General features: G+C 32.8%; 20 protein-coding genes and 1 tRNA gene. 3 read left to right on the top strand and 18 right to left on the bottom strand.

Annotated features, from left to right (window positions below; genetic code table 11):
• The first annotated feature begins 41 nt into the window (after window positions 1–41).
• Together C5Q98_RS00800 and trmB are read left to right on the top strand one after the other, a co-directional pair.
• A protein-coding gene (locus C5Q98_RS00800; protein WP_106011845.1) for an IS3 family transposase occupies window positions 42–1,462 on the top strand; the annotation gives its coding sequence in 2 pieces (ribosomal slippage) (window positions 42–609 and window positions 609–1,462; 1,422 coding nt in all).
• 223 nt (window positions 1,463–1,685) lie between these two features.
• Entirely contained in the window at window positions 1,686–2,402 is a 717-nt protein-coding gene (gene trmB / locus C5Q98_RS00795; RefSeq protein ID WP_106011844.1) for a tRNA (guanosine(46)-N7)-methyltransferase TrmB, read from the top strand.
• Window positions 2,403–2,569: 167 nt separating this feature from the next.
• On the opposite strand, the gene C5Q98_RS00790 is transcribed toward trmB, so the two are convergent.
• From C5Q98_RS00790 to C5Q98_RS00770, 5 genes are all read right to left on the bottom strand, one after another.
• Window positions 2,570–4,204, bottom strand: coding sequence for an MBL fold metallo-hydrolase RNA specificity domain-containing protein (locus tag C5Q98_RS00790; protein WP_106011843.1), 1,635 nt, complete (start codon window positions 4,202–4,204; stop codon window positions 2,570–2,572).
• Window positions 4,205–5,680 (bottom strand): response regulator transcription factor, encoded by a 1,476-nt coding sequence (locus tag C5Q98_RS00785; RefSeq protein WP_106011842.1) that lies wholly within the window; start codon window positions 5,678–5,680, stop codon window positions 4,205–4,207.
• Window positions 5,681–5,736: 56 nt separating this feature from the next.
• Window positions 5,737–7,368, bottom strand: coding sequence for an O-antigen ligase family protein (locus C5Q98_RS00780; protein WP_158695660.1), 1,632 nt, complete (start codon window positions 7,366–7,368; stop codon window positions 5,737–5,739).
• A 122-nt stretch (window positions 7,369–7,490) separates the two neighbouring features.
• Window positions 7,491–9,029: an O-antigen ligase family protein gene (locus tag C5Q98_RS00775; RefSeq protein WP_106011840.1), complete on the bottom strand. Its 1,539-nt coding sequence runs from the start codon at window positions 9,027–9,029 to the stop codon at window positions 7,491–7,493.
• A 66-nt stretch (window positions 9,030–9,095) separates the two neighbouring features.
• Window positions 9,096–10,265 (bottom strand): nucleotide sugar dehydrogenase, encoded by a 1,170-nt coding sequence (locus tag C5Q98_RS00770; RefSeq protein WP_106011839.1) that lies wholly within the window; start codon window positions 10,263–10,265, stop codon window positions 9,096–9,098.
• Between the two features lie 90 nt (window positions 10,266–10,355).
• Here C5Q98_RS00770 and C5Q98_RS00765 point away from each other — a divergent pair, with 90 nt between their 5' ends.
• Window positions 10,356–11,726 carry an MATE family efflux transporter gene (locus tag C5Q98_RS00765; protein WP_106011838.1) on the top strand — a complete coding sequence of 457 codons (1,371 nt, stop codon included), beginning with the start codon at window positions 10,356–10,358 and terminating at the stop codon, window positions 11,724–11,726.
• Here the strand turns inward: C5Q98_RS00765 and C5Q98_RS00760 are convergent.
• The 13 genes from C5Q98_RS00760 to C5Q98_RS00700 all read right to left on the bottom strand — a co-directional run bounded on the left by C5Q98_RS00760 (window position 11,716) and on the right by C5Q98_RS00700 (window position 23,106).
• On the bottom strand, window positions 11,716–12,831 hold the full coding sequence (locus C5Q98_RS00760) for a glycosyltransferase (RefSeq protein WP_106011837.1): 1,116 nt from the start codon (window positions 12,829–12,831) through the stop codon (window positions 11,716–11,718). The genes C5Q98_RS00765 and C5Q98_RS00760 overlap by 11 nt on opposite strands.
• A gap of 29 nt (window positions 12,832–12,860) precedes the next feature.
• A complete protein-coding gene (locus C5Q98_RS00755) occupies window positions 12,861–14,111 on the bottom strand; it encodes an O-antigen ligase family protein (RefSeq protein ID WP_106011836.1) in 1,251 nt (416 codons plus the stop codon).
• Window positions 14,059–15,228 (bottom strand): glycosyltransferase family 4 protein, encoded by a 1,170-nt coding sequence (locus tag C5Q98_RS00750; protein WP_106011835.1) that lies wholly within the window; start codon window positions 15,226–15,228, stop codon window positions 14,059–14,061. Before C5Q98_RS00750 ends, C5Q98_RS00755 begins: the two co-directional genes overlap by 53 nt.
• A 24-nt stretch (window positions 15,229–15,252) precedes the next feature.
• Window positions 15,253–16,293 (bottom strand): hypothetical protein, encoded by a 1,041-nt coding sequence (locus tag C5Q98_RS00745; protein ID WP_106011834.1) that lies wholly within the window; start codon window positions 16,291–16,293, stop codon window positions 15,253–15,255.
• Window positions 16,294–16,331: 38 nt separating this feature from the next.
• Window positions 16,332–17,459, bottom strand: a complete 1,128-nt coding sequence (gene wecB, locus C5Q98_RS00740) for a non-hydrolyzing UDP-N-acetylglucosamine 2-epimerase (protein WP_106011833.1) — start codon at window positions 17,457–17,459, stop codon at window positions 16,332–16,334.
• A gap of 39 nt (window positions 17,460–17,498) precedes the next feature.
• Window positions 17,499–18,611, bottom strand: a complete 1,113-nt coding sequence (locus tag C5Q98_RS00735) for a polysaccharide biosynthesis C-terminal domain-containing protein (RefSeq protein ID WP_106011832.1) — start codon at window positions 18,609–18,611, stop codon at window positions 17,499–17,501.
• A complete protein-coding gene (locus C5Q98_RS00730; RefSeq protein ID WP_106011831.1) occupies window positions 18,611–19,678 on the bottom strand; it encodes an NAD-dependent epimerase/dehydratase family protein in 1,068 nt (355 codons plus the stop codon). Before C5Q98_RS00730 ends, C5Q98_RS00735 begins: the two co-directional genes overlap by 1 nt.
• Window positions 19,679–19,692: 14 nt before the next feature.
• Entirely contained in the window at window positions 19,693–20,721 is a 1,029-nt protein-coding gene (locus C5Q98_RS00725) for a polysaccharide biosynthesis protein (RefSeq protein WP_106011830.1), read from the bottom strand.
• A complete protein-coding gene (locus C5Q98_RS00720) occupies window positions 20,721–21,947 on the bottom strand; it encodes a glycosyltransferase family 4 protein (RefSeq protein WP_106011829.1) in 1,227 nt (408 codons plus the stop codon). Before C5Q98_RS00720 ends, C5Q98_RS00725 begins: the two co-directional genes overlap by 1 nt.
• Before the next feature lie 137 nt (window positions 21,948–22,084).
• Window positions 22,085–22,333 (bottom strand): hypothetical protein, encoded by a 249-nt coding sequence (locus C5Q98_RS00715; RefSeq protein ID WP_106011828.1) that lies wholly within the window; start codon window positions 22,331–22,333, stop codon window positions 22,085–22,087.
• 83 nt (window positions 22,334–22,416) lie between these two features.
• Window positions 22,417–22,632 carry a hypothetical protein gene (locus C5Q98_RS00710; RefSeq protein WP_106011827.1) on the bottom strand — a complete coding sequence of 72 codons (216 nt, stop codon included), beginning with the start codon at window positions 22,630–22,632 and terminating at the stop codon, window positions 22,417–22,419.
• 13 nt (window positions 22,633–22,645) lie between these two features.
• A complete protein-coding gene (locus C5Q98_RS00705; protein WP_106011826.1) occupies window positions 22,646–22,828 on the bottom strand; it encodes a hypothetical protein in 183 nt (60 codons plus the stop codon).
• Window positions 22,829–23,017: 189 nt separating this feature from the next.
• Window positions 23,018–23,106, bottom strand: a tRNA-Ser gene (locus C5Q98_RS00700).
• Window positions 23,107–23,193 lie beyond the last annotated feature (87 nt).

Genomic DNA, 23,193 nt, shown 5'->3' with positions numbered 1-23,193 from the left:
AAGTTAGACCAAAATCTAACGATTGGGAGGTCGGTATTTTTATGGCAAAACATAGTTTTGAATTCAAGAAGAAAGTTGTTTTAGAATATTTGGATGGTAAAGGTGGACTGGATTATCTTTCTAAAAAATATGGATTTGGCTCTAATTCTCAAATACGCAAATGGATCAATGCATATAAGGCGTTTGGCGATGAAGGATTAATGCGTTCTCGTAAAAAAGCAAAATATTCTTTCGAAAAGAAGCTTTATGTTGTAGAGTTATATCTATCAAGTGAGATTTCATACCAAGACTTGGCGATCCGAGAAGGTATAAACAATCCAAGTATGATTTGTAACTGGGTTAACCGCTTTCGTGTTGCTGGTCCTGATGCTTTGAAACCTCGTAAGAAAGGTCGAAAGAGAAAATTGGATAAACCTAAGATAGATAGTAAAGCTAAACAATTAGAAGAAAAAATAGTTGATACAAGTGCAGAATATGTTAAAGAACTAGAAGATGAATTGCTTAAACTAAAAATTGAGAATGCCTTTTTAAAAGAACTGAGGAGACTGCGTTTAGAGGACGAGGCAAAAATGAGAGAACGGCACTCGTCATCAACAGTCTCCGAGGAGAATTCAAACTAAAAGACCTTCTCTCTTATACAAGCATGCCTAAAGCAACATATATGTACTGGCAGAAAAGATTCTATAGAGAGAACCCTGATAAAGAAATCGAGGATAAGATTATTGAAATCAGAGAGACTCACAAGAATTATGGTTATCGTCGAGTGGTTGGAGAATTAAGAAACCAAGGCTACTGTGTGAACAAAAAGAAAGTACAACGTATAATGCAAAAACTTGTTTTGCAGGTTACCTCCTTCACTCGAAAGAGCCGAAAGTACAGTTCGTACAAAGGTAAAGTCGGAACGGTTGCTCCTAATCGCATAAGGAGACGATTTAATACATATATTCCACATCAGAAGATTACAACAGATACTACAGAGTTTAAGTATTATGAGATTAATGCTAAGGGTCACATGACAATGCATAAGCTCTATCTGGATCCATTTATGGATATGTGTAATGGTGAAATAATAAGCTATGCAATTGACAAGAATCCTTCTGCTAAAAATGTCATGGGTGCATTGGAACAGGCTATTGCAATAACATCAGATTGCAAATATAGAAGGACTTTCCATTCGGATCAAGGCTGGGCTTACCAAATGAAAGCATACTCTCATCGTCTAAAAGAAGAAAGAATCTTCCAAAGTATGTCTCGTAAGGGCAACTGTCGTGATAACGCTGTTATGGAGAACTTCTTTGGACTACTTAAGCAAGAAATCTATTATGGTGTTACTTACTATAGCTATGATGAGCTAAAGTCAGAAATAGAACGATATATAAAGTATTATAATGAACAAAGGATTAAAGAAAAATTAGGATGGCTAAGTCCAGTGCAATACAGGCTTAGACTCTTGGCTGCATAAAAATAGCGTAGCAGTCATATAAACTGCTACGCTAAAAAAGTCTAACTTTTGGGGGTCACATCAATACTCACTAAATTTAAAATTCACTTCATTTAATAGAAAAATTTACTTTTTCACTCATCTGTACTATCTGTACTAATTGTACTACTACAGTTTTTATTTTACAAGCAGTTTAAAATTTATGTTAAACTCTTAGTATTATTTTTTGTGAGGCGATAATAATATGCGTTTTAGATATAAACCATGGGCATTACCAGAAATTGAGGCTAGCCCATTTGTATGTACCAATCCAGAAGAATATAAGAATTATTGGTCTAGTTTCTTTGATAACCCTGAACTACCTCTAAGCTTAGAATTGGGTTGTGGCAAAGGTAGATTTTTGCAAGAACTATCTCAAAGTAGGCCAGACTATAACTATCTTGGCATTGATATTGAGATTCTTGCAGTGGCCAAAGCTAACCGCCTAATTGCTCCATTAAAGCCTAAGAATGCTAGACTTTTGAACTATGATATCTCTAAAATTTATGATTATTTTGCAGAAAATGAAGCTAGCGAAATCTTTATAAACTTCCCTAATCCTTGGCCAAAAACTCGCCATAACAAACGTCGTCTAACTCACCCTAGACAATTAATTCAATATAGAAAAATATTGAAAGACTATGGTGAAATTTGGTTCAAGACTGATGATCAAGAGCTTTACGAAAAGAGTTTAGAATACTTTGAACTAATGAACTTCAAGATTCTTAACTCAACGGAGAATCTAGTAACTGATTCCAATCAAGACCCTCGCTCTATCCTCACAGAATATGAAGAACGTTGGAGAAATGATGGTATTAATATCAAAGCTATTTATGTACAAAAACTTCCTGGAAACGAGGAAGAACTAGCTGAAATTGCTAGAAACTACAAAGATGAAAGAGATCCAAAGTTCCGTGATTAGATAGCTTATAAATAAGTAATTTTCACCTTTCTTGAACAAGTAACTCTCATCTGGATTTTTATCTATTACAAACAATAAACCCTTTAGGTGCCGAAGCGAAAAACTCATTTTCAGCGAATCTAAAGGGTTTTTATTTTCACGACGTTAAAAAGATACGGTTCTATAACCTACCTACCACTCAGCATGTTGAAATCCATCAAGTTATCTTCCAACTCATTTAACTTACGTAGTATAGCTTGACGTTTTTCTCTATCCATATCGCTGCTATCAATCTCTCTATCTTCAATTTCAGCAAGCATTAACTTAATCTTATCAATCTGTTTATCGAGAAGAGCTCTCTCTTGCAACTCGTTAGCTTCACTAACTTCATGCATATCAATCTCGTCTAAGTCATTGAAGTTCAAATCAACGTATGAGTGCAAGCCTGGTGTTACAACTTTAATATCTAGCTCAGTTTGAATCAAATCTCTGAGAGGGTACATCTCATCTTCCTCTCCATGAACAAGGAAGATTCTATTAGGCTTACGTTCGTATTGTCCTAACCACTCCATAATATACGCTTGGTCAGCATGGGCACTAAAGCCTGGCATATTATAAATCTGGGCATTATTAGCAATCCAATCACCAGCTAATTTAATTTTATCTATACCATCTGAAATAAGTCTGCCTGCAGTTCCTTGAGCCTGATAACCAACGAATATGACAGCATTCTTCTCATCCCAGAGATGATGTTTCAAGTGATGAACTACCCTACCACCGGTAGCCATACCACTTGCAGAGATAATGACTTTTGGTGAACTATCAGTATTGAGAGCCTTTGACTCTTCAACTGTTTTTGTGTAAAAAAGATTAGGGAATGCAAAAATATTATCGCCACTACGGATTAATTCTTGCGCTTCAGCGTGCAAAATATTAGTGTTCTCTGTAAAAACTTTTGTAGCACGAACTGCGAGAGGACTATCTACAAAGAATTTAATTGGATTGTTCTGGCCTCCATGAGTTAGTTCGTAATGTTTGTTTAACTCATAAATAATCTCTTGAGTTCTTCCTACAGCAAAACTTGGAATAATTACAGTACCACCTTCTGAGGTTACCCTCTCAATGGTGCTCATTAAATTCTCTAGAGAGTCGCCATAATTCGAATGCAATGTATTTCCATAAGTTGACTCCATAATTATATAATCTGCTGAATCTATATACTCTGGATCATTGATTAAGGAATGACCTTTAACTCCCAAATCTCCCGTGAAAACCAATTTAGCAGTCTTATCATCTTCCGTTACCCAGATTTCAATAATAGCAGAACCTAATATATGACCAGCATCTCTAAATCTAACTTTTATATTTTCACTTACTTGAAAAATCTCACCATATCTGTATGTTTCGAAGAGACCCATAGCTTTATCAACATCTGCTTGCTCGTACAACGGTTCAATTAAAGCTTCTCCCTTACGCTCACGTTTTCGATTTTCCCATTCTGCATCCGACTCTTGAATATGGGCTGAGTCAGATAACATTATTTCGGTTAAATCTTTTGTTGCTGGAGTCGTATAAATCTTACCGTTAAAACCTGCTTTTGCTAATTTAGGCAATCTACCACTGTGATCTATATGTGCATGTGACAGAATAACAAAGTCAATCTCGCTTGCCGCAAAGGGTAATTCCTCGAAATTTAACTTTTCTTCTTGTTTAGAACCTTGGAACATTCCCATATCCAACAGGAACTTTTCCCCATTCTTAGTCTCAATCAAGTGATTAGACCCAGTTACAAATCTTGCTGCTCCATGAAAATTGATTCTCATTTATTCTCTTCCTCTCTCGTTTATACCATCTGGTCTTTCCCTAAACTCACTTGGAGTTGTTTCCATATTCTTCTTAAAAATTCTCCTAAAATATGCAGGATCTTGATAACCAACCAGGTATGAAATCTCATTGACAGATAAATCTGTATTATCCAACAAAGAACTAGCTTCCTTCATCCTTATATAGGTCAAGTACTCAGTAAAGTTCATACCAGTAAGCTCACGTAACTTCTCTGATGCATAAGAATCACTGTATCCTACAGCATTACTTGCCGAAACAAGATCGACAGGCTCTCTGAAATGCTCTCTAATATATTCCAATAAACTTTCGCCGGCGCTCATATGACTGTTAGGAACGGCTGATTTAACAATATTTGCGCAACTTTCTTTAATAGAACTCCTAACTATACGGAGTAAATTATATAAATTGAGATATTTATTACAAAAGTTCTCATAAACATCCAATCCTAGAATCCAGGAAAAACTCTGTTCATCGTACAATTCTTTTTGTCTGATTAAGAACAATGAATTTAGGTTAAAGGCTTCTCTAATTGTCAGAGTATTAGTATCCATATTCTCAAATTCATTGAATGATGCGTCTATAATATTCTCTGCATCATTCAATGAAATCGCATTGTTCATTAAAGAAAGCAATGCATAATATACATCACCAATTCTCTTATAAAACCAAAATAAATTGTCTGGATGTGCATCTCTATAAGTTATCTTAGGTCCTTGTTTCGTTGGGCTCATAAAAAACTGCCATGACAATTTATAGGCATTCATCAACTTGAGCTTGTAATTATCATTGCGTTTATTTATCTCTTGGATACCAATACCTTTGAGTGATTCTGAATACTTATAAGACTGGTTAAAAATCCAAGCATGGTCAACAAGATAGACCCAAGTACAACTCGTTAACTGACCATATAAACCAGGCTTAAGGTCTATTTCTGCCTTAATTTCAGCTCCATTACTCACGAGAAAAATAGGATTCTCATAGTTTTTTAGTTCATTTCTTAACTTTGAGAGATCGTTATTTCTAATCCAGTCAATTAAATTGTCGTTTTTTAGAATTATATCTCTCTCCCTATGAATTTTGATTCTGACATCATTAAGTGCTCTAATAAATCTATCTTTATTTATAGGCTTCATCATTAAAGCCTCTATTCCTAGCTCTATCCCTCTTTTTGCTGAGGAAAAATCCGGATGCCCTGAAACCAAAATACTTTTTGTTTCACTAGAAAGTTCATTAACTTTTTCAATTAACTCTAAACCATTTTTAGAACCAGCATGTACATCTGTAATTAACAAGTCCAAGCTTTGACCATCCTCTAAAAACTGAATTACTTCTTGTGCATCCTTTGAGAAAGATAATAAATTGAAACCACAAGCAGCCCAATCCACACCATTAAGTGAGGACCTAAGCCCTGATCTAGAATCACCACAAACTATAATATTTAGCAAATTTTCCATATACCCCTGTTCTCATAAATGAAATAACTGACTTCAGCAGAGCAATATCAATTAATTCAAGTCAATTTAATCTCTGAATAACTCTCACTAACTAGTTCTTTGCTATAGGCTAATTTGCATCTAGCATTAAGTTCGCCTGCGAAAATCCAATATAGTATTGCAATATAATTTATATTATACAATATGCGTGATTCTACGAAGTCTACTAATAAGATAGAAATAAGAACAGCATAAAGTATCAAAGCCTCTAAGCTCAAATAGTGTTTTTCATTAAACTCATTAATAAACCTTTGTATAATATCTAAATGTTGTAAGAATAAAAATAAAACAAACAGCAATAAACCTAAGATCCCTGATGACCCTAAGGCAGAGAAAATCACACTATGCACTTCACCAGAAGCAAAATGTTCTCTTATGTTTTTGTCAGTAATTTTTGCATCAATCTCTTTAATCAGTCCATCATGAGATAAACCTACAACAGGAGAATCTTGCACAAGTTCAAGTGTTTCCTCCCAGAATAATAACCTACCACTACCCTTATTAATCTTTTTGCTTTCAGCTTTTCTACCTGAACCAATTTTCCCCATCTCTTCTATACTCAGGAAAAATTTGGCTTGCTCAGGTTCTTCATCTAAACTAAATAAATGATTCCTTACACCTGCCATGTTAGAAGGCACCTTAGAAAGCATATTCGAGTAAAGTTTGTTTCCATAAAACAACAGACTCACAATAGTAAGTGCAGCTAGAATCGCTATGCCTAAGTTTTTAAGCTTCAGAGTATTCAAGTTTTTCAGGTCTGGATATTCAAATTCCCCTGCAGAATTCTTAATTTTATTCATCTGACAGTTAAATATAAACCCACTACTAACTAGGAATATAAAGATATAGCTTACTGTTATTACTGCTCTACTCTGGGCTAAAATTATATAAGTATATTGACAAAAAATATTCGTAAGCAAAAATGTGCTTTTGAATTTATCAGACAAATTTCTTTGAGCAATTTCATCTTTAGCAACGTGAGCACGATGACCTAGCTTTTTGTATTTTTCACAATCTAAGTGAATTAAATATAAAGAAAAACTTGAGCTTATTAATGCAATTAATGATCCCCCATTAGGATTATAGACTCCCCAGAGTCGATTCGAGTGTATATCAAAACCAATTTTATATGTATCTCTAACTGTATACGCTATACCAAATGCATACATGAATAATGAAAGCAGGGTCAAGACAAAAGTCGCTGTTACCGTACCCACAGCAAGTCTCGAAAACATTCTTTTGCCAAAATAATTTTTATTACTATGTGTATTTAGCGGATTGTAAAATAAGAAAAACATGACAAACATATAGGAAATACTCTGTAAATTCTTCCACACGTCATATTCTAGATTAAACAAAATAGAAATAATATTTACTATTAAGAACAAAGAAAGTAGTATTTTCTGTAGATTTCTAGTGGCGCTTAATTCTCTTATGTTTTGCCACATGGAACTCGAATTATCACGTTCTATACTAGATTTGCAATACAATAAGCCAAAACCAATTGCAATCATTATCCAATTTATAACATTGGTAAGCCCCGGGAAAATTCTCATATCATTAACTAATCCAAACAAAACTGCGAAAATTGTATAATACGCAAGTGCTAGTTCAAATCTTCGTTCTTGATTAGTTTTGGCTACAGACATTAAATGCTCCATTCCTGCAGGTAAAAGTTAAAAATACCGACAATAATGTTGCCTGTATTATAACATTTTAAACTTATTTCCTAGTTAAAAGTTGACTCAATTTAGAAAAGCTTAAAAACTTATTACAATACACTATTAAAATTAAGTTCTTCCTTCATACTTTCTTTACTAAGATCTTGTAGTATTCCCATAAAGAACCAGAAAAATAACGACATAAAGTTCATGGTATAAAGCAAACGTGTCTCGACCAAATCAATAATAATAAATGCAATAACTAATGCATAAATTATTATCATTGATAGATTCAACGAATGCCTCAACGTGTATTGTAGATAAAACATTTTGATTATGCTTAAATTTTGCAAGAAAAAATAAATCATAAAGACTATTAAGCCCAAAAGGCCTGAGGCTCCAACAATAGAGATTAATGAACTATGAATTCCACCAGCCTGAATTTCTGCTTTAGCTGTTGGTGATTCTACTGCTGCAGTGACTTCCTCTATAACTCCAAAGTATGAAACTCCTACCAAGGGTTTATCATTGAGAAGCTTAATTGTCTCCAGCCAAAATAATATTCTTCCCCTACTTGGATCAATCAATTGAGCTGCTGTGCTTCTCTCTGGAGAGATCTTCTTCAAAGCATCAGATCCTATAAATATTCCTGAGTTCTTATTTTTAATTCTAAGATTCAAGCTGTTATCAATTATTTCAAAAGCACTATCAGTATCTACAGGTATTCTCATTAAATATGGTCTTACAAAAACAGTACTGCTAATAATCAAAACCGATAAACATATCGAGAGTGCTGTTGAAATTGCAAAAGCTTTTGTCTTATCAGCAGAAAGTCTATTCTGATCACGTTTTTCAAATTCCCCCAACTTCTGGCGCATTATTTTAATTTGCAAATTATATAGAGCAGCTAAAATTACAAAGAATATAAAGACTGCTAATCCAATCAGTGCAGATCTACTATGAGCCAACACGATGTAAAGATATTGAATTAAAATATTTATTACGTTAATTACTTTCGCTGTTTTGCGATCTGCGTATGCAATGAAATACAGCGAAAAAGCTATACTAATAATTGCCAAGGCTGCACCTGCATTAGGATTGAAGAATCCCCACAATCTGTTGCTCGTGTTATCAAATCCGATAACATAGACCTGATTCACCTGAATTCTTATTCCCAGGATAAACATAATCAAACTGAGTATATTTACAGTCATAGTAAAAACAACTAGAAATGCCCCTAGCTTTTTGAAAAAACTTTTCTTATGTTCCAAGTTATTAGTTCCAATGCGGTCATAAATCAAGTAAAACTGCAGAAACATGTACATTAAAGTTTGTAGGTTTGCTCCGGTATTGTATTGATGATTCAGAAATACAGATAGCAGATTCAAGCACCAAAATACAGTCAGAACAATTAATTCTTTATCCTCTGAGAAACTAAGTCGCCTTTTCTTATTCTGTTCGTAAACACTAGTCTCCGACGAAGAAAATTTATTAATTACCAAAAGCATACCAAAAGAGAACACAACAACATTTATTGTACTAACAATAAATGCATAGTCATGAGCTTCATTCAGTAATGAACAGAACAAAAGTATCCAGAAATATAAAGAATAGATTTTAAACTTACTAAAAGTTGTTTTTACATTCATGATAGATTCCAAAGATTACAATTTAACTTAAACTGTTACTCTGTAGATTACTCTCCACTCTCCCAATTAATCTCTCTTGAACAGGTCACGAGTGTAGACTTTTTCTTTAACATCAGCTAGATCTGCACTATATCTATTTGTAACAATTATATCTGACATATTTTTAAACTCTTCCAAATCATCAATAATCTCATACTTATAGATATTATCTTTTTCTTGGAGCATAGGTTCATAGAGCACTACTCTGACGCCTTCTGCTCTTAGTCTCTTCATGATTCCGAGAACTGAAGAATGTCTATAGTTATCTGAACCAGATTTCATAGCGAGTTTATAAATACCGACAACTTCTGGCTTGTGACTAAGAATCTGTTGAGAAATATAATCCTTACGTGTTCTATTTGACAAAACAATTGCAGATATAAGCACTTCTGGGATATCTTTATAGTTAGCTCTCAATTGCTTAGTATCTTTTGGCAAGCAGTATCCACCATAACCAAATGAAGGGTTATTGTAGAAGTCACCAATTCTAGGGTCTAAACTTACTCCCTTGATAACAGCTTCTGCATCTAGACCTTTGACCTCTGCATAGGTATCCAACTCATTAAAATAGGCTACACGTAGGGCTAAGTATGTATTTGAGAAAAGTTTAATTGACTCTGCTTCACTTGACTCTGTAAATAATACGGGAATATCTTCATCAATAGCACCTTCTTGCAAAAGCTCTGCAAAACGCACTGCCTCAGGAGTCTTGCCTCCAACAACAATACGAGATGGGTGCAGGTTATCATAGAGTGCTCTTCCCTCACGCAAAAATTCTGGAGAGAATATAATATTATCAGTAGAAAACTCTTTACGAATTCGTTCTGTATATCCTACTGGAATTGTAGATTTAATTACGATTGTGCTATCTGGTGCAAACTCAAGCGCTTCTTTAATAACAGCTTCAACAGATTTTGTATTGAAGAAATCTTTGTCGACATCATAGTCTGTAGGAGTTGCAATAATTACATAATCGGCTCCTTTATAAGTTTCTTCCTTATCCATTGTTGCTCTCAGATTCAAACTTTTATTTTGTAGATAGTATTCTATGTCTGCATCAACTATAGGTGAAATCTTCTTATTTACCATATCTACTTTTTCAGCCATTAGATCATTGGCCACAACTTCATTGTGTTGTGCTAAAAGAACAGAAATTGATAAACCTACATAACCTAATCCTACAACTGCTATTTTCATATTTTTCTCCTACTTTTATTTCCTTGATTATAGTATTATAGCAAGAATCAACACATATATTAAGAATTTAATTATTTAAAAGGTTTTAACATGAAGACAAATAAGACATTAACTGATATTTTGCAAGTAAGCTTTTCCAATATAGTTAAATTTGGAACAGGATTTATTATAAGCTTTGTTCTTCCATACATGCTTAGTGTAGATAACTATGGATATTACAGAGAGTACATTCTTTATCTAAACTATATTTTTATTTTGGGACTAGGGTTTAGTGATGGAGCATATATCAAATATGGTGGAAAAGATCTACAAAAACTTGATCGCAAAACTATACATAACGATCATAACTTTGCAAGCATTATGCAAATAATTATGTTTATAATAATGCTTTCAATTTCTATAGCACTTAATAATCCTATACTAGTATTCCTATCCGTTGCTTCACTATTTGTAAACCTGAAAAACTACTACGATAGTATATATAATGCTACTGGTAACTTCTCTCTAACTGCTAAATCAAATATATTTTCTAGTATTATCTATATCATTACTCTCCTTTTAGCCGTTTTCGTTTTAAAATCCGAATCCTTCCATTTTTATATAATTTTGAATATTGCAAGCTATCTATATTCTGTACTTATATTAAGATATAACTTCAGGAGAACATTTGGATTTGCAAATGGTCTGGATTTAAAATCTGCAGCTAACACAATAAGAATTGGAATCTTCATTCTCATTGCTAATATGTCTATTACTCTTATGGGTAACGCTGGAGCACAAATCATTAATATTTACTTCCCTATAGAAAGCTTCGCCCAATTTGCTTTCCAAAATAACGTATTGAACGTTATTTTGCTTGTTGTACATGCAGTAAGTAGTGTTTTTTATAATAGAATCGCTCAGAGATCTGATAGCAACGCAAATATGTTTATAAAATCTATCGCATTATTAAGTGGAATTTATGCTTCATTATCATTCTTTATTTTTGCATTCATAATAAAATCGATTCTACCAAAATTCGTTCAATCAATAGACTTCTTAGCCCTTACCTTCTTGTCAATTCCATTTATTATACTAATCAAAATCTTAATTCAAAATCTTTATAAAACAAGTAAAAGCGAATATCAATACTTTAGAGATTCTATACTTGGAGTAGCACTCTCTTTCGCTCTTGCTCTATTAGCTTATGCACTAACAGGTAAGATTCATTATGTAGCATTTTCAACCCCAGTAAGTTATATTCTTTGGTATATATACTCCATCAAAGTTTCATTCCCTGAGCTAAAAAGCAACAAGAAAGAACTTACAGTTATAGTTTCATACTTATTTGTCTTCTTCGTATCTGCTTATTTAGTCAAAAACCTACTATTAGGTATGAGTCTTTACATTCTGTACCTAATACTTTTAACTTATACTTATAGAGCGGAAATAAAATCACTACTTAGTAAAATTAAGAATTAAAAACATCACCAAGCATATTGTTGTAATTTTTAATCATGGCTCCTGTGGTAAATCCTTGAGCATCAAGGAGTTTTAGAAGCTCTGTTTTTGTAATGTCCATTTTTTCTTGATCTTCTTTATACTCAACTATAGCAAGTTTCCATTGTTCTACGGCCTTGAGAGGTGGCTCTATAGGTAGATATTTTACAAGTCCAACTTGTAAATCAACTTCGTGTGTAACTCTATCAGAGATAATTATAGGCACACGAGCCGCTTGAGCTTCTATAGCTACTGTAGGTAAACCTTCACTAAAAGAAGGTAACACAATTACATCCATATTTTTAACATAATTATATATGTCATCTTTTCTACCTTCTAAATGAATGGATTCAGTAAGAGATCTCTCATTAATCTTTGTTCTAAAATCTTCAGTCAGCTCCCCTTCACCATATGAATATAAATCTACTCTATAAGGCAAATTATCTAGTTTAAACGCTTCCATTAAGGCAATTAGAAAATTTAAATTCTTTGCTGAACTATGTCTCCCAACATGTCCAATTCTTATTTGATTTGCTTTATAATCTGGTTTTGTCTCTGTAATAAACTTACTAACATCAACTGAGTTTCTTATAATGTATACATTTTTTGTACTAGCAAAAGCATACTCAGCAGCTGCTTCACCACAAGCTATCTTCACATTAGCCAAGCTATTGTTAATAAATGGATTAGTTTTATATATTATCTTTTCTTTAAAACTTTTTTCTCTACCAAACACAAAGTCCGTCTGGTGTGAGTGTATAGCAAATTTACCATTTTTATTTTTCTTAGCATAAAATTTAAATGGTATTGCATGTATACCTTGTATATGCGATTCAATAAGATCAAATTTATTCTCTTTAAAAAACTCATTAAGGAATTTCAAGAAATTACGCATACCAACAATTTTTGGTCTTGGCATGTTGATTAGCCTTACCTGCTTTGCTATTTCCAGTTCTTTAAATTTACTACCATACTCTCCAAATGACATAACTGTATGTTGATGCAGATTATTATTTTCGCTCACTATATTTTTGACAAAGCTAGATATTCCACCACCATCTGAGCTTATAATATGCAAAATTTTCATAAAGTCCGTAAAACTCCATCTCCAATATTCTAATCATTAGTAAATCTATAGTTTTTTTCCAAGAGCAGACTAGCTAAAGCATTAAGAATCCATACCCATATAAATGGATAAATAGTACTTGGAGCGATTGCTGCAATTACAAAACATACATAAAAGGCGGTTAAAAACCCATAAACCTCATTTTCAAAGTACTTTAACATACCTTGTAAAGATCTGAATAGCGATTTAAGATACCAGGTAAAATATAATGCAAAAAAGAATACACCATACTCAACCATAGTTTCAATCCACCAGTTATGCATTTGAAATATTCCATACACATTATAGTAAGGTTTGTTCGTAAAATAATATGGAATATTGCCTGCTCCAATTCCAAAACCACTTGTGTCTTTTAGATATAGCAAACCATTTTTCATGTAGTTTAATCTCTGCATGAGAGAAATATCATTACTCTCCATGTCTAATATTTGCATCAAAAATATGCCAAACAATAAAGTAAAACCAATAGCTGCAATATAGACAAAATAAGCTATAGCCTTGCGCCATTTATAGGATTTAATTTTAAAGAAAATATAAGACGCAAGAGCAATCATTAAAGTTAATATAGCTATTCTTGCCTTTGATTTAAACATTAAGAAAAGGTTTAACACTAAAATAATCTGCTTAGCGTGTCTTGCTAAAATATTATCACTCAAAAATAAAACCAATAAAGAACAGAATAATAAGAAAATAGATAGATCATTAGGATTGTTAAAAAATGATATAGGATTATTTTTTTCAATTAGGCTTGGAATTATATCTTTATGCGAAGTGAATAGATACTTATTAGTTAATATTTCAAATAAAGATATAAGAATATGAACTAAATTAGATACTATAAATATTCTTATAATCTTATCTAATATTTGCCTATTCTGAATATAAATGTTGATAGCTACAGTATAAGTAATTGCTGTATATATCACCATAGTCCTCTGTATGCTTAAGATTTTACTCTCTGCATACAAAACACTTATAGCTGACATTAATAACCATACAAGAAGGATACAAGTATAAGAATTAAAAGCATCTTTGAATTTAACTCTCTTATTAATGAAATTGGATATTAAAACCAAAGACAAAACTGAGGCATTAACAACATGAATATATAGTTGCTTTGGTATTGGAAAAGTCGCCAATAATACAGCAAAATAAAGTAAAGCTTTAATTACTTTTTCTAGAATAAGATTATTGCTTTGTGATATTTTTAAATTCTCTTCTGTACTTATCTTTAATAACATCAGTGTTCAACTTACCTTCCAAATATTCAAGTCCCTGATCTCTATAATTTTTATATTCAAGATCTGTAACTTTAGCTAAATCAGAAATATATTTACTAAATTCAGTTTTACTCTCCAAGGGAATTGCCCTACCTGCATTGGTCATATTAATATCATTCCATGGTGTCTGGTCACTTGTAAGAACTAAAACCTTAGAAGCAAGTGCTTCCGCAATAACATGGCCAAAGTTCTCACTTAGTGTTGGGAAAAAGAATAAATCATATTTACTAAAAGTGTTAAAAACATCTTCGTGAGAAACTAAACCCTTATAATTTACATTGATATTATCAGGCAGTTTCTGAGCAACAGCTTTGCATTCATCAAAATATTCTTCATTCTCAATTGGTCCATATATATCAAATTTGATAGTTATTTCTTCTGGTATATCTTCCAGGCACTCCAAAGCATATTTAAGATTTTTCTTACTTTGGATACGACTAATAAATACAAGATCCAAGTGATTTTCAAGCTTAGTCTTATTTAATTTTTCATAAAAATTCTCACTTGGTAAGGATGGGATATTGTCTAAAATCAAAACTCTTTCATCTTTAATTTTAAGATGTCTTTTTATATTCTCTTTCTCTAATTCATTAGTAGCATGAAAGAAAATATCATCTCTATTCAAAAAGTTCCTTAAAATAGCATTATATATTTTCTTCTTAGGGGCCTTGATGGCTAAAGCATTTTTTTCTAATTCACCTCTTGGAGCAATTAGCATATTAGCACCATAGATTTTTCTAAGTTTATTAGCCATACTTAATTGCTTCCAGGCAAAAAAGCTATTTACATAAATTAGATCTACAGAACCTAAGAATGCTAGTTTTTCTTTTATGAAACCAACGTTTTTATGCTCCTCATCTAAATAGAGAATATTTTCACCATATAGACCTTTGCAAATAGAATTAGCTTCTATCCCCTCAATTTTTTCACTAGAGTTCAATTCATGAGCATTGCAGATAACTGTTATGCTTTCAAATTCATTTATTAGAGTTCTTACTATATTTTCAATACTTATAGCAGGACCGCCATAAGTCTTAGCTGGATAGTATCCCCAATTAAAAATTACTAAATTACTCATTTAAACTCCCTCACATGGCTATGATTAATTTAAATGTATGTTGTAAACTTGCAAGTTTAATTCATTAGCTGTCTCAATTTGCTCGTTATACCAAGCTCTAGCAGTATTATTATTCTGTACGATCAGGATTACACTCTCAATTAGTTCACTGTTATTGTTTTCTAATGCTGATAAAAGTGGTTCATTTAAGACTTTAATATTTAGTTTATCAAAAATCTTTCGGCTTTCATCATCTATATTATTTTCAACAAGTGCTAATTTATTATTGGCACTAATTCTTTGTAGATACAAAGCTAACTTTCTTAATTGATTATCATCTGGTATATAGAATAGATTTTCAGGTTTACCTGCATAATAGGTAGTTGGGTAGCGCAGTTTTTTCGAGAAGAATTCTTTTAAATAAACAAATACTAGAACTGACATAAAGCTAAGCACCATGCTTGCTAGTATATTCTTGATGATAGATTTAATTTTATTATTATAGGTATAACTTTCGTTGTTCTCGATTACTTTTTTATCTGTAGAATTATATTGAGAAACTGGATTTATAGTATAGACATTTAGGTGTTTAAATACAGGATTAGATTCATTCGTTAATAAATCGTAATAAAACTCAGCAATTCTCTTATTTTCATTACTCTTATTTGACAAGTCTACTTTAAATAATATGGTAGAAGTTTCAGAAACTAGTTCAGCTTCAATTACATTCAACTTTTCAATCCCTATATTATCTAATATCTCTTTTCTTATATCCAAATCTTCGATATTCTTATTAAGATAATCTTCAAGTTCTTGTTTATGTTCTTGATTATTCAAAAATTTAGTTAAAAGTCTAAAGTTCAAAGCTGATCTTTGCTCATTCACTAAAAATAGCTCAAATGAATATGAACTATCCGCATTACTTTCACTATTTCCACTTTCTATTTTTGCATTTTTAGTATTGGTAGAACGTCCTTGAACCACAAAATTTAGTCCTGTAAAAATAAGGATAGTTAAAAGTATTATAGTTAAAAATATTTTCCAGAAGTTTTCTTTTAAAAACTTTAATATATCGTCTTTATACATCTTTTACCTTTCAATTACTCTGAGTTCTTTGAATTACTCTAATCCTTTAACCAAACAGTTTTGTTAACTATATCTGTATAGCTTTGAATTATTTTGATTACTTTAATTGATACATTTTTATCTATATAGTCATCAGGCATAACTGTCTCTTCATTGTTTAAATACATTGATGTAGCCAATTCTACAGATTGTTCTACAACTTCTGTATCAACACCGCCAATGATTATAGTTCCATGATCAAGAACCTCAGGACGCTCAGTAGATGTTCTAATTAATACTCCTGGGAAGTTCAATAGAGCACTCTCTTCAGAAAGAGTACCACTATCTGACAATACACAAAAAGCTTCTTTTTGTAGTTTGTTGTAATCGAAATATCCGAATGGCTCAAGATTTCTAACTAATTCATGGAATTTGAAATCTCTTTTCTTAATGAAGTTCTTTGTACGTGGGTGAGTAGAGAAAATTACAGGGTATTGATATTTCTCAGCAATATTATTAATTGCTGTCATTAAACGCATGAACTTATCTTCATTATCGATATTTTCTTCTCTATGAGCAGATACCAAGAAATACTTTCCTGACTCTAGACCTAATTCTTCTAGAACTTTTGACTCTTCAATTGATTCCTTGTTTTGCTCCAAAACTTCAGTCATTGGAGATCCTGTAACAAAGGTAGTCTTACCATCTATACCCTCTGACAAAAGATATCTTCTAGCATGCTCTGTATAAGGTAAGTTAACATCACTAATGTGGTCAACAATTTTTCTATTTACCATTTCTGATACATTCCAGTCCCAACATCTATTACCTGCTTCCATGTGGAAAATAGGTACTTTAAGACGTTTTGCTGATATTGCAGAAAGTGCTGAGTTTGTATCACCTAGTACCAGGAGAGCATCAGGTTGTTCTTTTTGAATAATCTCATATGACTTAGCAATTATGTTGCCTATAGTTTCTCCTAGATCTTTCCCTGGGCTATCTAGGTAGTAATCTGGTTCCTTCAAGCCAAAGTTATCAAAGAACACTTGATTCAATTGATAATCATAGTTTTGTCCTGTATGTACTAAAATATGGTCAAAGTACTTATCAGCTTTCTTAATAACTTCAGAAAGTCTAATAATTTCAGGTCTTGTACCTAGAATTGTCATTAATTTTAACTTTTTCATATTAACCTCTGTTTTTTAAGTTTTTATTTTGCTTAAGAACTAAACGTTTTCCGGATGAGTATCAGGATTTTCAGGGTCAAAATTTTCATTTGCCCACATGACAGTAATTAAGTCATCGTCACCTATATTAACTATGTTGTGGACATAACCTGTAGGTATGTCAATAACTTCTAATTTTTCTGAACTAACTTCGTAAGTTATTACCTCATCAGAGAACACCTGTCTCAAATTAACTTGAGCTTTACCTTGTACAACTAAGTACTTCTCAACCTTACTAGTGTGCCAGTGTTCACCTTTGCTAATTCCTGGTTTTGAAATATTGACAGATACTTGTCCAGCACCATGAGACCTAAATATTTCTGTAAAAGAGCCTCTGTGATCCTCGTGTTGCACTAAATCGTAAGCAAAGTCATCTTCTGGAATATAGCTTGTGTATGTACTGTATAGTTTGCTTGTTAGTGGATCAGATAAATCAGGTAAAAGTCTACTTTCACGCATCTCGGCAAAAGATTTAATAGTTCTAGCTAACTCCCCAAGACTTATAGGATACTCTGGTTCAACTGAGTAATATTCACTTGCCTCTATAGAGCTATCATTCTCCATAGTCTTAATCATGGCATCTACAACATCATCAATATATACTAGGTTGATAACATGACTTTCGTCATTAATCTGAATGTCTAAGCCTCTAGCAATATTGTGGCACCAGGTAGCAACAACTGAGTTGTAATTAGGTCTGCTCCATTTACCAAACAAATTAGAGAATCTATAAATATATACCTCAACACCTTCAGATTTCGCATAATCTAAAACATAGTTTTCACCGGCTTTTTTACTACGTCCATAAGGATTATCTTGTTCTGCTTGAATCGAACTGGACAACAAAAATCTAGCCTTATTATTATATTTTTTAAGTTTGCCTAAGACCTCATCTGTAAGGTCTGCATTTCCTGTCTTAAAATCTTCAACATTCTCTGGACGATTTACTCCAGCTAAATGGAAAATAAAGTCAACATCTTTACAGGCTGAGTCAAGTTCTTCTTGGGAGGAGTCTTTATCATACTCAATAATATCTGAATAACCACGATTCTTTAATTCTAAGCATAAATTTTTACCAACGAAGCCTTTTGCTCCTGTTACTAATATTTTCATTATTTATCCTCACTTAAATAAAACTCTTTGTACCATTCAACAAATTTCCTGATTCCATCTCGGAAGTCAGTATTTGGTTCATAGTTAAAATCTTCTTTAAGTTTGCTTACATCTGCATAAGTTGTAACAACATCACCGGGTTGAGCAGCTATCAAGTCCATATTTGCTTCCAAATCAAAATCTTCTTTCAGCAGACCTGCAGACACCAACTCTTCTCCAAGAATTTTTACAAAATCCATTAAGTTAACCGGTTCACCATTTCCAATATTATAAATATCATACTTAACACCATCTTCAGTTAGGTTAGGATCAGATTGTAAAACTTTCTCCACTCCAAGAACTATATCGTCTATATATGTGAAGTCTCTTCTACAGTTACCGTAATTAAAGATTTTTATTTTCTCACCATTAAGCAACTTATTAGTAAAACTAAAATAAGCCATATCTGGTCTTCCTGCTGGTCCATAAACTGTGAAGAACCTTAACCCTGTACTCGGTATTCCATAAAGTTTACTATAGGCATGAGCCAAAAGCTCATTAGATTTTTTTGTAGCTGCATACAAAGAAACAGGATTATCGACCTTATCATCTACTGAGTAAGGGACTTTATTACTATCTCCATATACACTTGAACTAGAAGCGTAAACTAAATGTTTTACTCCTCCTTCATAATTTTCATAGGAATGCCTACAAGCTTCAAGAATATTGTAGAAGCCAATCAAATTAGACTCTACATATGCATCTGGATTATCAATTGAATATCTAACCCCTGCTTGAGCTGCGGAGTTAAATACCAAACTTGGTTTAAAACTAGTGAAAACCTCATTCAATGCTTCTCTGTCAGCAATATCAACCTTCTTGAACTGAAAGTCCTTATTTCCTTCTAATTTAGAAAGTCTATAATCTTTAAGCGAGGTATCATAATAATCGTTTAAATTATCGATTGCTAATATCTTGATTCCTGGATAATCATTCAACAGTTTAACTGCTAAGTTAGATCCAATAAAACCTGCACCACCTGTAACTAGGAGTCTAGATTGACTTAGATCATGCTTAATGTCTTTCATTTAAATAAGCTCCCTTACTTCTTCCAATTCTCCAACTCTTCACGAACGTAATCAACAGTCAACAATAACTCTTTGACCTCTTCTACATTCAATCTTTTAGCATTGTCAGAATTGAATTGTTCAACTACATCACGAGAGTCTGCTGCACCCTCTTTGAAATAAACATCATAGTTTAAGTTTCTAGTATCAGCAGGGATTCTGTAGTAATCACCCATATCAATTGCCTTAGCCATCTCTTCTTCAGTAACTAAGGTTTCGTACATCTTCTCACCGTGACGTTTACCGATAATCTTAATTTCATTATCTGCATCAAATAGCTCTAATAGAGCTTGAGCTAAGTCACCAATAGTTGAAGCTGGAGCTTTTCTTACTAATAAATCACCTGGATCAGCATGTTCAAATGCATACATAACCAAGTCAATTGCTTCAGGTAAGCTCATTAAAAATCTTGTCATTAAAGGTTCTGTAATTGTAAGTGGTTGACCTGTCTTGATTTGGTTTATAAACAATGGAATTACAGATCCTCTTGATGCCATAACGTTTCCGTATCTTGTTGAGCATACTAGTGTTTTGTTATCTCTATAACTCTTGGTCTTGGCAACAACCAATTTCTCCATAACAGCTTTGGTCATACCCATTGCATTAATAGGATATGCAGCCTTATCTGTTGATAAGCAAACAATACCTTCAATACCCTCTTCTACTGCAGCATTGATAACATTATCTGCACCTAGAATATTTGTCTTAACTGCTTCAATTGGGAAAAACTCAGCACTAGGAACCTCTTTGATAGCTGCAGCGTGGAAAACGTAATCTACTCCTCGCATAGCATTCTTTACGCTATCATATTCTCTAATGTCTCCAATAAAGTAGTTGATTTTGTCACTCTTGTAATCGTGACGCATTGCATCATGTTTTGCTTCATCTCTAGAAAATACACGAATTTCTTTGATATCTGTATCCAAGAAGCGATCAACACAGGCTCTACCGAAAGATCCTGAACCACCTGTGATAAGCAAAACTTTATCCTTGAAAAAACTCATTAATTTACTCCTCTCTCAATTAATGTTTCTAAATAACTATATAATTTTCTCATAAATTCATCTAAAGTAAAATGCTGTTCATAATAAGCTCTTGCATTTTTACCCATTGTATCTACTAACTCATTATCATACTCTAATCTTAAAATATTTTCAGCTAAGATGTCGCTTCTACCTTGCTCAACTGTTAATCCTGCCTGTGACTCTTCCAACACTGCTGAAGCACCTGCTCCTGCCATTGCTATAACTGGTTTAGCTGCTGACATGTAGCCTTGTAACTTTGCTGGCAAAGTGTCGCCAATATAATTTTCTCTCTTTAAAGTTAGTAAAAAAGCATACGCATGCTGATAATAGGCCTTGAGTTCTTCTTTAGTAACTCTACCATGCAATTTCATAATATTATCTAGATCTTTTTGCTCAACTAATTCCTTAATTCTCGCAAATTCAGAACCATCTCCGAAAATATCTATCTGTACATTCTTTGATCTATCTGCATACTTAGTTTGCAAAAGCTCAGCCGCATCAACCAAAATATCTAACATCTGCACTGCCCCAATATTACCTGCATAAATGAAGTGTTTCTTGTCATCATTAAATGGATTCGGCAAGTCCTCTTCACTCACCATGTCTATTGAGTGTTGTGGTAGATAGTTCATTTCTTCCGGGTCAAGGCCATGAGTATTATGTAAGTACTCTGCAAAAGGCTCTGAACTAATTAAGAGCTGATCTGCGGAACTATAAATGTTCTTAGAATACTTAGAGATAATCTTATATACAGGATTACCTTCACTCAGATGCCATGCTTTAAGAGATTCTGGCCAAATATCCAAAACATACATTGATAAAGGTATATCGGTCTGTTTACGTAAAGCTCTAGCTGCATGCGCCATAGAAATTGGCGAAAGTTGATATGAAAATATAACGTCAAAATCTTTTGGCAAATCTTTTAATCGCTTCTTAGAATTTATAGCAAATGAAGCGTAGTTCAAAAATCTATGAAAAATACCGTCTCGTCTCTCATGAATCTTTGTTCTATGAACTGTAACACCATTGATTGTCTCAGTTATAACTTTAGGCCACTTATACTCCTCTGGCACTACTCCCTTTGGATAATTAGGTAAACCTGTGAGTACGTGAACATCGTGACCATCTTTAGCCATTCTAAATGTTATCTCATTGATATTAAAATCATCTGGATAATAATTCTGGGTTATTACTAATATTTTCAAATTGGCCTCCAGTAATGTTTATAGACGATAGTATATTCATTTTTGCTGTGGATGTCCATTGGTGCGTGATTATATGAGAAGGACATTTGTTTTAGTCTCGAAAATGTTTAAGATTCATATTGTTAGATAAATAAGTTTTATGAAATAAAAAGATCAATATCTTCTTGTGAATCTAATAACTCAACTAATGATTTCCCTGAATAAAATTTATCATTCATAACATCGTTAACATTATCATAGTACTTTATACTTTCCCCATGCCAAGCTTGAAATTTTGGAATATAATTTTTCACTTCACTCGTAATACCTGACTTCTTACCGTTATATACAAACCAAATATCATTACAGCAATCGCTAATTATTTTTCTTATTTCATTTTCATTCATAAAAATCTGTTCTCTTTTTCTTTTTTAAGCGGTCTTCTAGTATTTATACTATCTCTTCTAAGGCACCTTTATGTGTTTGTATACTAATTACAAAAATCAATGCTCTTAATTTCACTTACATCGAGTGCTAATCCTCCAGATTTTGTATCTACAAAAAATGTATCAAATTTTTCGTCAGGATCATCAAATTCGTCAGCAGTTTCTAACCCTGATCCTGAGCACATAATTTCACTACCATCTTTAAACGTAATTTTTATATTTTCTGCCCATTCAGCTTTTTCCCAATTTATATTATTCATAGTGATCACCTTATTATAATCTAAATTGCTCGTCCAAAATTTTTTTATACTCAGCGAAGTACTCATGTATTTCTGCAGGAGCATCTTTGCGAATTATAATACTTTCCGTGCTTTCTTCGAAAACAAAATAAGGGCATAATTTTTCATATAATTGCATTTCCTTTTCTCTGTATTTCTCATCTGGCATTATTTGCATTATAAATAAGCTCCCTAAAAAACTAAATATTTCGGTAATACTTCCTTTTAATCGGATATCTCGGTCAACATATATATTTTAATCTCTATTATACATTTCTTTTACCCTGTTCCAAGATACTTTATAGTTAGCCTCATTTAGTTTCACTGGAATAAAAAAGCCTGCAACCACGAGGGTTACAGGCTATCTTGGCGGAGAGAGTGGGATTCGAACCCACGAAGGGTTGCCCCTTGCCGGTTTTCAAGACCGGTGCCTTCAGCCAACTCGACCATCTCTCCAAAATTTAGTGCTTTAGTATAATACTTTAATTCTAAATCAAATGCAAGTATTTATTTTTCGCACAAGACATCTTGTAAAGTGCAACA

The sequence above is a fragment of the Fastidiosipila sanguinis genome (assembly GCF_002998295.1).
Lineage (GTDB): Bacteria > Bacillota > Clostridia > Saccharofermentanales > Fastidiosipilaceae > Fastidiosipila > Fastidiosipila sanguinis.
This window is presented reverse-complemented; position numbering and strand designations above follow the sequence as displayed.

What these genes read in the sequence shown, in the direction of transcription:
- C5Q98_RS00770 (WP_106011839.1), bottom strand. Translation starts at nt 10,265, where the DNA reads ATGAAAATAGCAGTTGTAGGATTAGGTTATGTAGGTTTATCAATTTCT.
- C5Q98_RS00760 (WP_106011837.1), bottom strand. Translation starts at nt 12,831, where the DNA reads ATGAAAATTTTGCATATTATAAGCTCAGATGGTGGTGGAATATCTAGC.
- C5Q98_RS00765 (WP_106011838.1), top strand. Translation starts at nt 10,356, where the DNA reads ATGAAGACAAATAAGACATTAACTGATATTTTGCAAGTAAGCTTTTCC.
- C5Q98_RS00750 (WP_106011835.1), bottom strand. Translation starts at nt 15,228, where the DNA reads ATGAGTAATTTAGTAATTTTTAATTGGGGATACTATCCAGCTAAGACT.
- C5Q98_RS00775 (WP_106011840.1), bottom strand. Translation starts at nt 9,029, where the DNA reads ATGAATGTAAAAACAACTTTTAGTAAGTTTAAAATCTATTCTTTATAT.
- C5Q98_RS00780 (WP_158695660.1), bottom strand. Translation starts at nt 7,368, where the DNA reads ATGTCTGTAGCCAAAACTAATCAAGAACGAAGATTTGAACTAGCACTT.
- C5Q98_RS00710 (WP_106011827.1), bottom strand. Translation starts at nt 22,632, where the DNA reads ATGAATAATATAAATTGGGAAAAAGCTGAATGGGCAGAAAATATAAAA.
- C5Q98_RS00705 (WP_106011826.1), bottom strand. Translation starts at nt 22,828, where the DNA reads ATGCAAATAATGCCAGATGAGAAATACAGAGAAAAGGAAATGCAATTA.
- C5Q98_RS00745 (WP_106011834.1), bottom strand. Translation starts at nt 16,293, where the DNA reads ATGTATAAAGACGATATATTAAAGTTTTTAAAAGAAAACTTCTGGAAA.
- C5Q98_RS00755 (WP_106011836.1), bottom strand. Translation starts at nt 14,111, where the DNA reads ATGTTATTAAAGATAAGTACAGAAGAGAATTTAAAAATATCACAAAGC.
- C5Q98_RS00725 (WP_106011830.1), bottom strand. Translation starts at nt 20,721, where the DNA reads ATGAGTTTTTTCAAGGATAAAGTTTTGCTTATCACAGGTGGTTCAGGA.
- C5Q98_RS00735 (WP_106011832.1), bottom strand. Translation starts at nt 18,611, where the DNA reads ATGAAAATATTAGTAACAGGAGCAAAAGGCTTCGTTGGTAAAAATTTA.
- C5Q98_RS00790 (WP_106011843.1), bottom strand. Translation starts at nt 4,204, where the DNA reads ATGAGAATCAATTTTCATGGAGCAGCAAGATTTGTAACTGGGTCTAAT.
- C5Q98_RS00730 (WP_106011831.1), bottom strand. Translation starts at nt 19,678, where the DNA reads ATGAAAGACATTAAGCATGATCTAAGTCAATCTAGACTCCTAGTTACA.
- wecB (WP_106011833.1), bottom strand. Translation starts at nt 17,459, where the DNA reads ATGAAAAAGTTAAAATTAATGACAATTCTAGGTACAAGACCTGAAATT.
- trmB (WP_106011844.1), top strand. Translation starts at nt 1,686, where the DNA reads ATGCGTTTTAGATATAAACCATGGGCATTACCAGAAATTGAGGCTAGC.
- C5Q98_RS00785 (WP_106011842.1), bottom strand. Translation starts at nt 5,680, where the DNA reads ATGGAAAATTTGCTAAATATTATAGTTTGTGGTGATTCTAGATCAGGG.
- C5Q98_RS00715 (WP_106011828.1), bottom strand. Translation starts at nt 22,333, where the DNA reads ATGAATGAAAATGAAATAAGAAAAATAATTAGCGATTGCTGTAATGAT.